16 protein-coding genes and 1 other annotated feature are annotated in these 17,144 nt (G+C 34.0%); all 16 genes read right to left on the reverse strand.

Going from position 1 to position 17,144, the window contains the following annotated elements; translation table 11 throughout:
- Nucleotides 1-88: 88 nt before the first annotated feature.
- On the reverse strand, nucleotides 89-1,189 hold the full coding sequence (locus ACW6OJ_RS01375) for a DUF3810 family protein (protein WP_456095573.1): 1,101 nt from the start codon (nucleotides 1,187-1,189) through the stop codon (nucleotides 89-91).
- Nucleotides 1,190-1,260: 71 nt separating this feature from the next.
- Nucleotides 1,261-2,523: a hypothetical protein gene (locus ACW6OJ_RS01380; protein ID WP_456095574.1), complete on the reverse strand. Its 1,263-nt coding sequence runs from the start codon at nucleotides 2,521-2,523 to the stop codon at nucleotides 1,261-1,263.
- Nucleotides 2,510-3,412, reverse strand: a complete 903-nt coding sequence (locus tag ACW6OJ_RS01385) for a hypothetical protein (protein ID WP_456095575.1) — start codon at nucleotides 3,410-3,412, stop codon at nucleotides 2,510-2,512. The genes ACW6OJ_RS01380 and ACW6OJ_RS01385 overlap by 14 nt, the downstream gene beginning before the upstream one ends.
- Before the next feature lie 10 nt (nucleotides 3,413-3,422).
- Entirely contained in the window at nucleotides 3,423-4,214 is a 792-nt protein-coding gene (locus ACW6OJ_RS01390; RefSeq protein ID WP_456095576.1) for a hypothetical protein, read from the reverse strand.
- Nucleotides 4,207-4,926 (reverse strand): ABC transporter ATP-binding protein, encoded by a 720-nt coding sequence (locus tag ACW6OJ_RS01395; RefSeq protein ID WP_456095577.1) that lies wholly within the window; start codon nucleotides 4,924-4,926, stop codon nucleotides 4,207-4,209. The genes ACW6OJ_RS01390 and ACW6OJ_RS01395 overlap by 8 nt, the downstream gene beginning before the upstream one ends.
- Nucleotides 4,892-5,308, reverse strand: coding sequence for a GntR family transcriptional regulator (locus tag ACW6OJ_RS01400; RefSeq protein WP_456095578.1), 417 nt, complete (start codon nucleotides 5,306-5,308; stop codon nucleotides 4,892-4,894). The genes ACW6OJ_RS01395 and ACW6OJ_RS01400 overlap by 35 nt, the downstream gene beginning before the upstream one ends.
- Nucleotides 5,309-5,587: 279 nt before the next feature.
- Complete coding sequence (locus ACW6OJ_RS01405; RefSeq protein ID WP_456095579.1) at nucleotides 5,588-6,943, reverse strand: MATE family efflux transporter; 1,356 nt, start codon at nucleotides 6,941-6,943, stop codon at nucleotides 5,588-5,590.
- 85 nt (nucleotides 6,944-7,028) lie between these two features.
- Nucleotides 7,029-8,465 (reverse strand): sensor histidine kinase, encoded by a 1,437-nt coding sequence (locus ACW6OJ_RS01410; RefSeq protein WP_314495398.1) that lies wholly within the window; start codon nucleotides 8,463-8,465, stop codon nucleotides 7,029-7,031.
- Nucleotides 8,465-9,160, reverse strand: coding sequence for a response regulator transcription factor (locus tag ACW6OJ_RS01415; RefSeq protein WP_293427256.1), 696 nt, complete (start codon nucleotides 9,158-9,160; stop codon nucleotides 8,465-8,467). Before ACW6OJ_RS01415 ends, ACW6OJ_RS01410 begins: the two co-directional genes overlap by 1 nt.
- A gap of 23 nt (nucleotides 9,161-9,183) precedes the next feature.
- Entirely contained in the window at nucleotides 9,184-10,551 is a 1,368-nt protein-coding gene (locus ACW6OJ_RS01420; RefSeq protein WP_456095580.1) for an FG-GAP repeat domain-containing protein, read from the reverse strand.
- Nucleotides 10,552-10,563: 12 nt separating this feature from the next.
- Entirely contained in the window at nucleotides 10,564-11,712 is a 1,149-nt protein-coding gene (locus ACW6OJ_RS01425; protein WP_293436186.1) for a THUMP domain-containing class I SAM-dependent RNA methyltransferase, read from the reverse strand.
- The gene (locus tag ACW6OJ_RS01430; protein ID WP_456095581.1) at nucleotides 11,702-12,838 is read right to left on the reverse strand and encodes a toxic anion resistance protein; all 1,137 of its coding nucleotides are present in this window, start codon (nucleotides 12,836-12,838) and stop codon (nucleotides 11,702-11,704) included. Before ACW6OJ_RS01430 ends, ACW6OJ_RS01425 begins: the two co-directional genes overlap by 11 nt.
- Before the next feature lie 63 nt (nucleotides 12,839-12,901).
- Nucleotides 12,902-14,053, reverse strand: coding sequence for a 5-bromo-4-chloroindolyl phosphate hydrolysis family protein (locus ACW6OJ_RS01435; protein ID WP_456095582.1), 1,152 nt, complete (start codon nucleotides 14,051-14,053; stop codon nucleotides 12,902-12,904).
- Nucleotides 14,054-14,317: 264 nt separating this feature from the next.
- A complete protein-coding gene (locus ACW6OJ_RS01440; RefSeq protein WP_304194382.1) occupies nucleotides 14,318-14,962 on the reverse strand; it encodes an amino acid ABC transporter ATP-binding protein in 645 nt (214 codons plus the stop codon).
- Nucleotides 14,963-14,973: 11 nt separating this feature from the next.
- Nucleotides 14,974-15,591, reverse strand: coding sequence for an amino acid ABC transporter permease (locus tag ACW6OJ_RS01445; RefSeq protein WP_293427238.1), 618 nt, complete (start codon nucleotides 15,589-15,591; stop codon nucleotides 14,974-14,976).
- Nucleotides 15,592-15,649: 58 nt separating this feature from the next.
- Nucleotides 15,650-16,453, reverse strand: coding sequence for an amino acid ABC transporter substrate-binding protein (locus ACW6OJ_RS01450; RefSeq protein ID WP_456095583.1), 804 nt, complete (start codon nucleotides 16,451-16,453; stop codon nucleotides 15,650-15,652).
- Between the two features lie 89 nt (nucleotides 16,454-16,542).
- Nucleotides 16,543-16,788 (reverse strand) — a binding site (T-box leader).
- Nucleotides 16,789-17,144: the final 356 nt, after the last annotated feature.

Raw genomic sequence — 17,144 nt, forward strand, 5'->3', positions numbered from 1 at the left:
ATATAAAATAAAAAGTGGCCAAGTCCTTTTATACTAAAATACCTCTTGATATTCAAAGTATAGTCTCTTAACCACTATTTTACTGATTCTAGTAGGTAAACAAGGAATAGTAGGAGGACATCAAAATCGATACCTCTTTTTCGAGACTGTCCACCCTTAGATCACCATTTACCCTTTTAAAATTGTATTTAATTTGGTCTATAAGCTTCTGACTAACTCCAGTCTTAGACCTATATGAGCTTATTTTTTCCATATCTGCCCTAATGTCCTTGTTCATATTAGAAACAAAGTAGTTGTATTCAACCTTATTATCCAGCATCATTGACTGGGTCATCATACTTAGAATTGATACATAGGCAGAATACTTAATGCTAGGGTTTGTATTGTTAATACCAGCTAAATAGGCAAAGAAGGTTGCTTCATCCTCTCTAGCAATTCCCCTTTGATAGGCCATATACTTAGACACTAGGAAGGGCCTGTATATATCTGGTAGGTTCCTACTTATACTAACCTCATTGGTAAGTATGAAGTACCTAGCCTCTAGACCAAGTGTATCATATATCTGACTATATAGACTTAACTTAGGCCTAGAATATGTGCCCCCAAGGCTTGGAAAGACATCTGAAATTATCCTAAAGCCCTCCTCTGCCTGAATTGACAAATCATTTATATTGGATAGGCTGTTATTTTCCTCATGCCTTACCAGATTTCTTGTATCGATAGCCTTACTCTCAAGATACTTCAAAACCTCAAGTTGCTTATTAGTATCCACATGAACCTTAATATCTGTTGAATACTTTGCATTGTACTTATCGACTAAGGAATTTGCCAAAGGTTGGGTATGGTAGTTTAAGCCATAGAAAAGTACATATACAAAGAATCCTATACAAATTATATTTATAGTTCCCCAAAAGACCCTATAAATATAGGTTAGCCACTTAGTTGGGCTAAATGACCTTCTTACTAAATTCAGCAGGAAAAATATTAGGACAAATATTAGCAGTAGTGCTATTGTGTCACCAATTGGAATATCAACCTTACCAAAGGCAAGACTAAGCTTTTCTCTAATAAATCTGTTAATTATATTCGTATATATAAGCCCTGTTGCCTTTTTATACTTTATAGAGAGGCCCAGAATAAAACTGGAAAATACAAATAGCAATAGGGGTCCAATCTTAAATTTAAACACTTTACCACCTCCATAAACATGATATATTATACCATAAATTGAGGTTATTTGCCTTAATTATAGATTAATGCTTATTTACCCTTATGAATTTTCTCGCTGGCGTAGATTTCCTCATCAAATTGTTTGAGTCCACCCATAACCTGACCCTCATAGTCTATCTTTTTAGTATCCAAGCCAAATATTATAATTCTTTTTAGTTCCTCTAAATTTACCCTCTTTTCATACTCATTTGGATTCGATAAGGAGGCATTATTCACCACATAGAATATTAGTTTATCATTGTTTAGAAATATATTGGCTCCACCATAATTTTCTAGTTCAAAAGTCTTTCCACCGTCCTCTATTTTCTTCCTATCTATGCTATTAATACCTACACCTGTATCTATATCTTGATCAAGTACAAGCTTGCCCTCTTTATGCTTAATCAGGTACAGATGATAGTTTTTTCTGCCGACAGGATTTTTAACCCTTACTATAATATTTTTTTCTGGCAGATACTTTATATATGAAAAACTATCTGTGTGGTCACTCCTATTAGGGTTATATTCAAATACGCTAAATATTGGATCTTTATCATCTATATAGGCTCTAGATATTTTATTTTCCTTAAAATCAAAGGCCAGGGTTGACGGTCTAAAATTGCCATCTTCATCACTATAATCAAAAATATAGAACTTATCGAAGGCTATTAGGCCATACCTACTCCACCTATACTTAACCTTGTCCTCTAGCCTGTCCAGAATCCTAAGCTGATTCTTATCCAAGCAGGCAAAGGCAAGGATATTTGTCTTCTTGTCCTTATTATAGTAGGAAAAGGCCAGATAATAATTGTTCTTATACCTTTCTATCCTATAAATCTTCAGATCCTCAGACTTGGCGCTTTCGGCTATGTCCTTATCATATATAGATCCACTATACGCCTTCCCCTGATAGTCTTGAAATCTAACCTGGACAAGCCCAGTTTTATCATACTGAGTATAATAAATATTTATAGGAACACTTAAAGAGGTCTTCGGCTTATATATGCTATTTTTATCTCTAAGAAGAAAATCTCGACCATCTTTTATTATATTAAGCTTTGTAAGTTTATCTGAATTTAATATATAGGCATTAGTAGTTCTAATCGCATAGTAATTTTTCAACATATTAGTTGGGTTAGATATTAATTTATTATCGACCAATAATAGATTTTGTTCATTTAAAATTCGGTCACTTCCCCTAATAGTATCTATCTTAAATGACTTATGGTAGGACCCACCTACATATGAAATGCTAACTAATAGGATTGTCAATAGGCCTACAAAAATCAGAATTCCTTTTTTACTTGTCTTCATAACCTAATCCTCCTCTAAAACTTCTTTTACTATTTACCATATCCAGTATAAATAATATGGCTACTAGTATATATAGCAGGACTATAAAAATTAAAGTTGGAGGACTTGTATCTAATCCCTGAATACCACCTACAAGACCATAAGAATTCACATCCAATCCTATAATAATAACTATAAAGGCTGATAGTATAATCAATATAAAGAAGCCAACCCTCTTTGCAAGCCTAGTCCTTATATTTCCTCCATAGATTATACTAGTAGATGCTTGTAGTCCGATTATAGATGGCAAGGCAAGCATAAATGTATAAAATAATGATGTAGCATAGTCAAAAGGTAAAAATAACGCCTCCCTTGTAATACTCCATATACCCGGCCTGTATAAATCGCCAAACTTGAATTGGTTTATACAATCCAAACACACTAGGGCAAGCGTAATTAATATAATTGTATATATGTATAGGCTAAGACCGACTAAAATCTTTGCCAATTTTATTTCTAAGATACTATTAGGAATATTGTATATCAAGTAAAAGGAAGAATTTTTCTTCCTAAAGTCCCTAGATACCAAGAAGTAGGAGGCTAGTATGGAAGCCAGGCAAATAGGTGCTATCATTAATATATTACTATTCATTGTAGAGCTAATATTTATAGAACCTCTGAAAAGTAGACTCAATTGTAGCTTGTCTTGGTCATTAGGTGCACCTGCAATTATTTGGGGTGACAGGTCCTTGACTATATTTAAGTCACCTGCAGAATACTGACCTATGTAAAAATTAAATACACAAAATAAAAACCATGTCAATACTGCTACTCCCAATAGGATTATAATTTTCTTATTTACCCTTAGCTCATGGTAATATAATTTAAAAATATTATTAAAAAAAGTCATATATAACCTCCTAATAATCTACATTTTTAACTAAATAGATATTAATTAAAATTATGGTCAAACCGCCAATTATTAACGGTATGGAATTGTCAAATTGATACCTACTTAAAAATGATATCAAAATATATATGGTAAAGTATAGGGCCACAACAAGTAAGCAAGACCCTATGGTGTTTAGTCTAAGCTTTCTCGAAAATAGGATAGTAGCCAGGCATGATATACCAATTAATAGGATCCATCCGGCAACAATCATATCAGGTCTAAAGTTCTGAAAGAGCGGATTATATATAAATATCTGCTTTAATACTTCTAGCATATTTATTGTTTCCTTTATTGGTATACCATAATTCAAACTATAGAACTTAAATTTTGATACTAAATAAATTCCTCTAATATAGGAAATTATACCTATTATTAGGTAGTTCACAAGGATGAATAAGCCTGCTTCTATGTAAACCGCCATAGTGTGTATATATTTTGGTAGTGGTAGCTGTAAAATATTATAGCTACTGGTATTTTGTCCGGTGTTTACCTTCTGATTCATTACTACAATGGTTAAAATAAGGGCAAATACAAGTAGACTGAATGTTTCAATTGTATTTACAAGACTAGAGTACATACTTGTCCTAAGGTTAATTTCATTAATTATTGAAAAGTCTAGAGTCCTATAATACTCTACTGTCATCCTATAAGAAACCACATTACCAAAAATATAAAGTCCAGCCAGTATCATAATAAATACTATTAGGAGCTTCCTATTTCTCTTAAGGTCAAACTTCAAATATCTTAATAAGCTAGTCATCAAAAGACACCTCTCTTATTTTGTCTAGAATAGACTTTCCTTCATGTAATCTCATTTCCTCTGCATCGAAACTGGCAACAAGCCTCCCGTCATTTAGTATGTGTACATAATCTACAACAGACTCTATATCCTTAATTTCATGTGTAGTAAGTATCAAGGCCTGGTCATCTGACATATACTGGGCCATCATACTGACAAATTCCTTCCTCTTAAATACGTCGATGCCTCCAAAGGGCTCATCCAAAATAATATACTTCATATTCAAGCAAAAGGCCATAACAAGCTTTACCTTAGCTATGTTACCCTTCGACATAGAGTCAATATAGTCATTCCTATTTATCTTGAATAGCTCAAGCATCTCATCAGCCTTATGGTCATCCCACGTCTCATAAAAATCCTTGTAGAAGTCTATCATATCCTGGACCCTATATCCTGGAAAATGTGTTGGGCAATCTGGCACATATATCATTTTCTTGTATAACTGGTATGACAGCCTTTGGTCATCAACACTAATAGAACCTCTAGTAGGTTTTATAAAGCCCATAATGGACTTTAATAAGCTTGTCTTCCCTGCCCCATTAAGGCCAAGAATGGCTGTAATTGTCCCTTCCTTTATATCGAGACTTACATTATCAAGGGCATATTTAACACATGAAGACCTTCCCCCTGTCTGATTTCTATATTTCTTTGTTAAATTCTGTACTCGTATCATCTAATAGATCCTCCTTAGTTTCATCGTAATATTTGTCTAGTAGGTCTATAACCTTTTCCTTATCAATATTTATTGACTTCATACTTGAAATAAATTCAATCAATGGCTCTTTAATATAATCATCCCTAAGTTGATGTAGTCTTTCTAGGTCACTTGTTATCACACTACCCTTACTTTTTTCGGTAATTATAAGGCCTATTTCATCCATATAGGAATAGGCCTTTTGTACTGTATTAAGGTTTACACCTAAGATGCCAGCTAACTCCCTTCTAGAGGGTATTAAACTACCAGGCTCAAGTTCTCCCAAGAATACCCGAGACTCAAAGTATTTTGATATCTGTAGGTATATGGGTGAATTACTATTGAATTTTATCTCTTTCAAGCTTGAATCACTCCTCCCCTTATTTTAAATATTATAATTTGTTATTTTAAGTCCTTAACTGTACTACTACTATAGTACAGTTAAGTGTATTATATCACTAGTACAGTTTAAGTGCAAGAGTAAAAAATATCTTTTTCCATTTTATTATTCAATGATACATCTTCGGAAGTATTTTAAATACTTCTTCCTTTTTTTCCATCTATTCTTTGTTAACATAAAAAGGGAAGTATAGGTTATTTACCTTTACTCCCCCTTATAGATGAATAAAATGCAGTCTATTTAATTAAAGATATTCTGAGCTATCTTGTCTCTTGCTAAACGATGTATATCTATATACAAGAATACTAAGGCAATAGCTCCTGATATAATATCACTAAGGGCATTAGCTAAATAAACACCATTTATACCCATTATTTTTGGTACTATATATAAAAGTGGTATAAGTATACCCCCGTACCTAAGTATATATAATACGGAAGAGGTCTTTGGTCTTCTAATCGACTGGAAGTAGGTTGTCGCTATTGAGTGGATACCTACAAAAGTTATACCTAGAAGGTATATTCTTATATTATGGCTCGTTATGTCAAGTAGTCTAGTATCAGAAGTATATGGGTATATAAATAATTTTGGATACAATACTATAAAAATTAAAAACAAGGAGCTTATAGCTACTATAACTCCTGTGGTCAACCTCACAGTTTTAACTATCCTGTGGTACTTATTGGCCCCAAAGTTATATCCTATTAGTGGTTGGGCCCCTTGACTGATTCCATAAATTATCATTGTAATAAACAAACTAATAGATGAAATAATGGTTACAGATGCCATATGGTAGTCACCACCAAAGTTAATTATAAACCTATTTAGTATTATATTAACAATTGTACCAAACAAGTTCATAAAGAAATTTGGGAGACCATTATGGAATATTTCCCAAACAACCCTCATGTCAAGAGATGCATTTTTCTTCCTAAGTTTTATAGGTATATTCTCTGCCTTTATAAAGAAGTATAGGACAAATACTGTAACAGTAGTCTGAGATATCACAGTTGCAATTGCTGCTCCCCTTACACCCCACTTAAAGACAAAAATAAAAAGAGCATCCAGTATAATATTAAGTATTGAGCTCACTATAACTATTATCATAGATTCCTTAGCATGTCCAAGACTTCTTACAGAGTTATTTAAACAGTAACCTGTTAAGCCAGGCACGCCACCAATAAGTATAATCCATATATAGTCCCTGGCATATCCATATACATCCTTAGACACGCCTAAAAGATTAAAAATCGGATTCATAAATATGATACAGACAATAGTAATTATAAGTTCAGAAATTATAATCAAAAGTAAAGAGTTGTATAGTATTTTTTCTGCTGAATCATACTTCTTCTCACCGTATCGAATAGAAATTAAAGTAGAGCCACCTACCCCAATCAGGAGAATAAAGGCCATCTGGACAACCTGAAATGGCATTGTAATACCAATAGCTGTTAGGCCTAAAGGATTGATCCTGCCTATAAAAATCCTGTCTACAATATTATAAACTGCAGCAACAAGCATACTTAAAATTGCTGGTATACTCATATCTAGCAATAACTTTGAAATTTTATCATTACCTAAATCCTTGTTCAAAACTACCTCCTAATAGTAAATTTCCCTAGTGAGGAATAACCCCATAAGGACTTATACCCTTATGAGGTTATTTTATACATGTATATTAAGATTTTCTGCTATCGTTTGAAATAGTGATTGTGATTTGAGTCCCAACATTCTTCTTACTATTTATAGTCATGTACCCACCATGTAGCTTAACTATTTCTTCACTTATAGCAAGACCTAAGCCACTTCCAGACTTGTGGAAATCTTCCTGGAAGAATTTCTTAGATACATTTGCTATATTCTTTTCATCTATACCTATACCATTGTCGGCTACACATATACTAGTTTCGTTACTTGTCTGGTCAACCTTTACTGAGATAACACCCTCTTCTGGCGTGAATTTAATAGAGTTCTGTACTAGGTTTATCAGAACCTGTCTTAGTCTGTCTTTATCTCCATAAATTATAGTCATATCTTGATTTAAGAATTCAAAGCTCAGTCTTATATTCTTTTTAATAGCCATAGACCTAAGCTGGTTTATTACACTAGAAACAAGATTTTCTATATTTACCTCTGCAATATTTAGCTTCATCCTGTTGGATGACATCCTTGAAAAGTCAAGGAGCTCCTCTACTAGCTTTATTAGTCTCTCAGTTTCATCATTGATTATGCCTAGACCCATGCTCAGTTCTTCCTTACTAATATTATCCAGTCCAAGGGTTTCACTCCAGCCCTTAATAGATGTTAGAGGTGTTCTTAGCTCATGGGATACTGATGAAATAAATTCATCCTTTAGCTTTTCACTCTTCTGAATTTCCTGGGCCATATTTTCAAAGGTATTGGCAAGGTCGCCAATTTCATCATCATATATCCTAGACTTGTTAACCTTTATATTATAGTTACCCTTGGCCAACATATTGGAAAATATTTTTAGCTCATGTAGGGGGTCTATAATTGAATCAGCAAACTTCAGGCTAAGGCTGATTGAAAATGCGATTACTATTAAGCCCATAAAGAATAGATAAAACATTATTTTTAATATTTCAGTATTTACATACTTAAGTGAAACACTAAACCTAACCACACCCTGGATTACACCATTGCTTTTAATTGCTACAGAAGCACTCATTACATTTTCATGGGTGTCTTTTTCCTCATATATATATGTATACATATCATTACCAGCAGTGTTTTTAAGGGCATTTCTTACATCTACATAATCAATGGTTCTATTACTGTTAAAGCCATACTGGTCTACAATTAGCTTACCCTTACTGTTTATAATATTTACAGCTATATTAGAGTTTTGTAGGTTGTTTTGGTTTTCTAATATACTCCTAACCCTATCATTAAAGTCTATATTAGTCATATTAGCTGCATTATATACGGTATCTATATACCTCATCTGCGAAAACATGGTCTGCCTTATAGAGGTATAGTAGTACCTAGTTGTAAATATGGCAAAGAATACTTCAAATATCAATACTATCAGGATTATTATAATTATGAAATTTTTAAGAACTTTTTTCCTTAATCCTCCAAAGTATAAACCCATTAATCTGCTCTCCTAAAAGTATAGCCATAGCCCCATGCAGTCAAAATATACTTTGGCTTTGATGGGTCTTCTTCTATCTTGTTTCTAATACGTCTTATATTTACATCCACTATCTTGTAGTCATATAGTTCAGTAGATCCCCATACCTCCTGAAGGATTTGGTCCCTACTCAGACTATCACTTGCATTTATCATTAGGAACTTTACAATTGAGAACTCTGTAGGAGTAAGGTCTACAACATTTCCATTCTTATAAAGCTTCCTCTTATTAATATCCAAAGAAAATGGTGGTAGATCAAGAACACTGCTCTTTCTAGTATCATTGTCCTTATTAACCCTCCTAATTAGGGCAGATACCCTAAATAAAAGCTCTTTTATACTAAATGGCTTTATCATATAATCGTCAGCCCCTGCCACGAAGCCCTCAATCTTATCATCCTCCTGGGCCTTTGCAGTAAGCATGATAACACCCATATTTTCATACTTGTCTCTTATATACCTACATATATCTACACCACTCATGTCAGGTAGCATTATATCTAGTAGTGCAACAGCAATATTGGGTTCACTATTAAGTTTTTCTATGGCCTCACTACCTGTTCCAGCCTCTATTACTTCATAACCCTCTCTCTTTAAATTTATGCTAACAAAACTTCTTATACCTATTTCATCCTCTAAAATAAGAATCTTGTCCATATTATTCCCTCCTAACGTAGATACTATTTATTAATCAACACAAATGTTTTGCTTATTCTATTAAGGTTTATCCCATATTTCTTCAACATAGTTTCATTTGACTTCTTAAGTATGCACACGTAGTCTTCTGTTTCAAACAGGACCCTAGTTTTAACATCCTCTTTATCTATATTTTCATAATTAGCTGAAGCCTTTGGGATGACAGTGTAAGTCAATAATTCGACCTTTGACTTATCATTGATATAGTAAATAGAGTATTCATCCTTATTATCCTTATTTTCAACCTTTATATAGATTTTATCTCTTAGTATGTCAGGTATAACCTGTTTGAAGTTATAAGTAAATGAATAGAAATTCTGACCTATTCTTGTAAGAACTTCCTTTTTTTCTTCTAGCTTACCATTCCAGTCATACCAGCTAATAATTATATTGTCCTTAGTGCTTGAATTTGTCAGTCCCTCTTCAATCTTTGGCAGGTCCAAGATGCCATCACCATTCATATCCTCAGCCCTTAAATTATAAGGATTAATGGCTATGTTAGATTCATTTTTTATAACCTTTTCAAACCTTGAATTTCTGTATATAATTAGTTGGTTTACCGAAGATCCTCTAAGACTCTGGTAGGTTATCACACTTCCAAAGTACTTATTTGAAAGTCTTCCGTTTAGTATCTCGACCTTGTCCAAAGATTCTACAGTATAGGATGTATCATACTTATCAAACTGAATATTATTGTTCTCAAGCCTCATACCACATATACTGACCTCATAATTCTTTTGACTCTGGATAAGGGCTAAACATTCCATCTGCCCATCATTATCATAGTCAAAGAAGTTTAACTTAATTGAAGTCTCAGATGAGTTGTACTCCGCCTTCTTTTTAATGTTTCTATCTTCATAAGAATAAACGTATATATTTTCATAACCTAGACTATTAATATGGAGAATAATTTCTTTTTTTCCATCATTATCCAAATCTATAAAATTAGCATACTTAATCGTCTCTCCGGGAATTCTAACTATGCCTTCATCATCCTCTGAAATCTGACCACTTTGCATATTAAATATATACATGTATATATTACTCGTACCTTGGTTTTCATTATTTTTTTTCTTAAAGGCAACTATGTCCTCTATTCCATCAGAATCAAGGTCTACCCTATTTATCTTGGATACCTCTTTGAAGTTTTGAGGCATTGTAAAGCTAGTATCAAGAGGTGTTAAACGCCTTATTGAATTATAAATTTGAAGGTTACTTTCATTGCTTACAGGCTTTACTATCAACTTTTCTGGCGATTTTAATGAATTAAAATTGGCAGCGATCAGGGTTGGTAGAGCAATCAATAAAACTATGAAGAATACCCATATATATTTATTAAATAACTTATTCAATATATCACCCCTTTAAGCTTTTTTTGGTGGTTTAGGACCTGGATACTGGTAATAATAGGTTTTTAACATACCATTATATAGCTTTCTCTTTCTTATAGCATCCTGACCAAATTCATACTCAAAATCTTCATATGAAGTAATAAGGTAGTATGACCAGTTTTTAAGCCTCCTTAGAGTATAGCCTAATTCCTTATATAGAAGCTTTACACTTTCTTGGTCCTCAAGTCTTTCACCATATGGTGGGTTGGTAATTAAAAATCCATACTCTTCTTGAGAAGCAAATTTAGTAGCATCTCCACATTCAAATTTTATATACTTTTCTACCCCTGCAATTTCAGCGTTGTTTTTTGCTATTTTAATAGACTCAGGATCTATATCATATCCATATATGGTGAAGCTTTCATCGTCTCTTAAGAGATCAAAGGCCTCTTTTCTAACCTCCCACCAGATATTTTTATCTATAGTTCTCCACTTTTCTGATATAAACTCCCTATTCATGCCTGGGGCCATATTTATACCAATCATGGCTGCTTCTATTAGTATTGTTCCTGACCCGCACATTGGATCTACTAGGGTTCTGCCCGGTCTCCAAGGCGTAAGATAGACTAGGCCAGCTGCAAGAGTTTCTCTAATTGGAGCCTTATTTGATAGCTCTCTGTAGCCCCTCTTATGTAGGGCTAAGCCAGTAGTATCTATGGAAAGTACCACCCTGTCCTTATGTATAAAGACAAAGATTGGGTATCTTTCCTTATCTTCCTTTAGCATATTGCTTTCCATATACTTTTCCTTAAGGCTATCAACCACTGCCTTCTTGACTATAGACTGTATATCAGGGGTTGAATAGAGCTTAGACTTTATAGATGATGCCTTTGCTACTGGAAATTCAGCCCCATAGGGTATAAACCTAGACCAATCTATCTGTCTAGTCCTATCGTAAAGCTCCTCGAATGATGTAGCCTTGAACTCAGCCACCTTTAGGCTAACCCTCTCAGCACACCTCAACCACATATTTGCCCTGGCTATTCCGTACTCATCAGTCTTATAAGTAACCCTGCCATCTTCAGTCTTTTCAATTTCAAAACCTAAATTTTTTATTTCATTTGCTAACATCTTTTCCATACCAAAAAAACATGGAGATATTAAAGTGTACTTATACTTCATATTTGTTCACCATTTCTATCATCTTATTCTTAAGCTCATTTTCAAGCCTAAGGATCTCATTTTCAGCCTCTTTTCTCTTTGCCCTAGACTCAACCTGTATCTTCATAACCTCATCTAGACTAGATATAAGAGCTTCATTTGTATGTTTTAAGCTATCTATATCAACTATTCCTCTTTCTGATTCCTTAGCAGTTTCTATTGAAGCCATTTTAAGGTTGTCTGCATTCTTCTTCAAAAGCTCATTAGTTATATTTGATACTTCTCTTTGGGCCCTTATAGCTTCACTAGAATGACTTACCCCAAGGGCTAATACCATTTGATTTTTCCATAGGGGGATGGTATTTACAATGGTTGATTGTATCTTTTCAACCATGAGGATATTATTATTCTGTACCATCCTTATCTGGGGTGCTGTCTGTATTGATATCATCCTAGACAGGTCAAGGTCATGTAGCTTTTTCTCAAACCTATCTATTTGGTTATTAAGGTCATTAAGGTTTTGGGCATCCTCCTGTAGGCCAGATTCCTTGGCCTTTCTACTTAGGGCTGGCAGATCATTGGCCTTAATATCAGCTAGTTTTTTCTTACCTGCCAATATATACATCGATACTTCTTTATAGTAATTCTTATTTAGGTCATACATCTGGTCTAGGGTAGAAATATCCTTCATAAGAGTTACCTGCTGCTTTTCTAATGATTTTACTATAGAGTTTACATTATTCTCAGCCTTGTCATAGTTGGCCCTAATTAGCTGGGTCTTCTTAGTTCCCCTCTTAAAGAATCCAAGTATACCCTTGTCTTCATCACTAGCATCAAAGCCCTTTAATTCGACAACAAGGTTTGAAATCATATCTCCTACCTCTCCAAGGTCCTTGGTCCTAATAACATTTAGGGTAGAATCTGAGAAATCAGACATCTTTTTTTGAACTCCTGCCCCATATTCGAGTACTAGTTGTGAGTTTGCTATATCTATTTGCTTAGAAAAATCTTCAACCATTTTTCGTTCTGATTCACTTAAGCTCATTTCATCGAAAGAATCTAGGGCTCTAGTATCAACTACATTTTCTTCTACTAGGTCTATGTCTTCTTTCGTATTATTTCCAAAACTTAAAATTATATCATCCATATTTAATCTCCTAATTTCTTATTTTATCAATACACATTCCAACTAAATCCAGCCTAAAATATATTATTCAGTCTTATTTTCAAATGGACTAGTACCACTTAAACCATCCTGGGCTAACATTGTTTTTAAGACAGAAATATCTGACTTTATGTCTATATTATCTGCCTGAATTAGCTGGTCTACTAGCCTCTGGTAGGCCTCTATGATTGTATCCATAGTAGTTCCTATTTCAATCATAGACTTGTTTAGTAGGTCAGTACTAGGCTTATTTTCAAGGTCTTGATAGGACTTAAGTAGCTTGATTGTAATTGGCATATAGTATGATGAAAATCTGTCTAACCTATGTAGCTTATCTGGATTTTTTGCTACTATAGTCTCAAGACTTTCTATCAGATAGAATATATCTGAACATCTTTGCTTCATGTCTGGATCAATTAGTGAGCCCTCCAGGCTGACAAGTTCTTGCTTAACCTCCTGACATGTATCTTGAAATTCCTTTAATTCTTTATTAGATTCAAGTTTTTCTTTTTCAATATCCCTTTGCCTACGACTTTCCTGACCAGACTGGTAGTAGGAATATAATTCATCATTTACAAGGAATATCGTGTCATTCTCTACTAGGTGGCCTTGGTAAAAGAATCTCTTGTCTATCAGCCTATGTAGATCCTTAACAACACTGCTTTCTGCTATCCCCACACGGTAGGCCATGCTTGAAACTTCGGCATATCCATTTTGATCAAGCGATCCTATATAGGACTTGTATCTTGCGATTTCTTTCCTTTTTCTTGAAAAGAAATAACTAATACCAAACATTAGTCCAAAAATAGCAAAGAATGGTATAAAATTCATTTCTAGTACTAGAAAAATAATACCTAATATAAGCATAAGCAAGGATGTAGCACCAAATATTATTTGAAACACCAGGTTAACTGCATAGTTTTCTGGTCTCCTGGCATATATATCTAGTTTATTAGTTTGGACCGCATTACTAGGGTCATAGCCCTTATTATAGAATTTCTTATAAGAGTTTCTCCCAAATAAGTTTTGACCTATAACTGAATTATTGACCTGGTCAAGGGCTATATCTATAGACCTCTTCACCGTCTCATTTAGGTCCGAAAAATTGCTTTCATTTATTTTTGTATCTATAGTATCACCCAAACGCTTAACTAGGTCATCTATATAAAAATTATTCTTCCTATGTCTATCACTCATAAAAAACACCTCACTAATATGATTATACCATATTTTTAGATATTTTCGCCTTTTGCTTATATAAATATATACAGATATCAGGTTCATATAAGTATATTTTAGATTCTTATTGGTCAGTTTATATAATATAAGTTTATACAATATAAACATGTATATTAAAATGAGGCCCCGTATTTAAATACGTGACCTCTGTAGGTTGGTACTACCCATCAGGGTAAGAAACTTATTTATTAGATATATTATATACCTTTACTAGACTCATAATTATACTAATAGTCCCTCAGAAATATTAAGGGTTTTGTCAGCAATTTCTTGAGCAAAAACTGTGTCATGGGTAATTATTAATATAGTCATACCCATCCTCTTACAGTTTCTAATGATCTCCTCTACCTTTTGAATATTTTCCTTATCTAGGGCTGAAGTTGGTTCATCAAAGCATAATACCTTTGGCTTAAGGGCACAAGATCTAGCAATAGCAACCCTCTGTTGTTGCCCTCCAGACAACTGGTGAGGATAGTGGTCCTTCTTGTCTAAAAGATCTACCATCTCAAGTAGGTCTAGGGCTTCCTTAACTACTTCATCCTTATTTCTTCCAAATACCCTTACAGGAGATTCTATTATATTCTCAAGGACAGTTAGATGTGGAAAAAGGTTGAAATTCTGAAAAACCATGCCTATCTGGCCCCTAATTTCCTTCATATCATTAATAGACATAATTTCAACATCATCTAAGATAATTTTACCACTATCAAAGCTTTCAAGTCCATTAATACACCTTATAAGGGTCGTCTTGCCTGCTCCTGACTTTCCTAATACTACACCTATTTCACCATCATCGATCTGGAAACTTATTCCCTTTAAAACATCCACCTGCCCGAATTTTTTCTTAAGATCAACTATTCTTAACATCTTCTCACCCCTTACCTATAGTATGAATATCTCTTCTCTAAGATTGCCATCAACTTAGTTAATATAGCTGTCATTACTAGGTATATAACAGCAGCATAAGCAAAAGGCATCAAACTAGCTTCCCTATTGCTGGCTGCTGTTGCCACCCTCAATAGGTCATTTAATCCTAGTATATAAACTAAAGAAGTATCCTTTACTAGGGTAATTAGCTCATTAGATACTGGAGGTAATACCCTCTTAGTTAGCTGGGGCAAAATAATTCTCCTGTACATAGTTACCTTGTCAAAGCCAAGGACCTTAGCTGCTTCAAACTGTCCTTTGTCTATAGATAATAGACCACCTCTAAATATTTCTGCATAATATGCAGCATAGTTGATAACAAAGGCTATAAAGGCTACCGTCAACTGGTCAAATACTAGCTTTGGACTAATTATAGGAAGTACATAATAAAAAAACATCATCTGTAGTAACAAAGGACTTCCCCTCATTATCCATATATAGAAGCTAGATACTGAACTAGCTATTTTATTATTTGATAGCCTTACAAAGGCAACTGCTATACCCAAGGGTATGGAAAATATAGTTGTTACAAAGAACAATTCTAAAAGTATTTTAACCCCTTCAAACATTTATTTCCTCCTGTCGCTGACCTAATATACTTATCAGCTTTAATTACTTATATTTTTACTATTGGTTGAACCATTTTTTCTTAATATTGTCAAAAGTACCGTCGGCCTTCATATCATCAAGGGCCTTGTCTATCTTATCTCTTAGTTCTGTGTCATTCTTTCTAAATCCAACACCGTACTGCTCACTACCAAGGTCTCCCTCTAGAACCTTATACTTATCAGCACCCCTCTGAGTAATATAGTACTTAAGTAGGACTTCATCACCAACAACTGCCTTAATTCTGCCAATTTCTAAGTCTCTAAGGGCCTTGTCATATGTATCATATGTAACTGGCTTCTTGTCTTTTATCATTCCGATGAATTCCTTGTTAGCTTCAATTGCCTCTAAAGCTGATGATGCTGCCTGAGTTCCAACCACCTGGTCCTTAAGGTCTGCAAGTTTAGTTGGGCTTTCAGTAGACATTGTAATTGCAATCTGCTTGTTATCGAAGTATGGCTTAGAAAAGGCTACTCTTGCCTTACGTTCTTCAGTTATTGAGTATCCATTCCATAGGCAGTCGACATTTCCATTATCAAGGGCCTGTTCCTTCATTGACCAGTCAATATTCTGGAACTTAACTGTATAGCCTGCTCTCTTAAATGCTTCTTTTGCTAGGTCGATGTCAAAGCCCTCTAGCTCGTTTTTATCATTCAAGAATCCCATTGGAACAAATGTGTTGTCAAGTCCCATGACAATTTCTTTTTTAGAGTTTGTATCACTAGCCTTCTTATCCTCCTTCTGGCCTGAGCACCCTACCAAGCCTGTAGCCAATACTAAGCCTAATCCTAACATAACCGTTTTTTTGATAATACCTTTTTTCATTTTCTTTTCCTCCTAAAAATATAATAAAATATGTTTTAGTCAGGTCCAGGATAGAATACACACAAAAAACTCCCGTGCCCTGACGTCTGCCAGAGGACGAGAGTATAAAATCCAATACTTCGTGTTCCCACCTCTATTCGTTACTATCTCACAATAGCAACCTCATCGAGTACTATATAATACTCTAACACTGTAACGTGTGTTCACGTGATAGCCTACTAAGCTTCGGTATCCAACTCATAGATGTGTTCAATATAATCTGTAATGCGCTTCTCACCAACCAGCTACTCTCTGATTAACTTCATATACCTACTATTTCTAGTCAAAGTCTTTATTTTTGTGGTTTCTTTACTTGTTATAAAACATTCTAAATCATGGTAAAGGTTTTGTCAAGCTTATTTTTTAATTTTTTTGAATTTACTTCTCTTAGTTGTCAACACATATGTTACACTTACAAGAGAGTTTTTCAAAATGCCTACTATTTTATCGAAAATTATAAATGAATAAGTCAAGGAGTAAAGCTTTGCGAACCTTGACTTGGTTCATTTTAATTTTCATAATAGTAGGATGTATTTTTGAAATACTCTTCTACAACTTCATCTGGACTTTTAAATTTTAAACTTGTTTTTGCCGTACTATTATATCTTCTTTCATGCTTTGCCACCTGATTTATCAGATCTTTTTCGCTAGT

It is taken from the genome of Peptostreptococcus sp. (genome assembly GCF_977045075.1).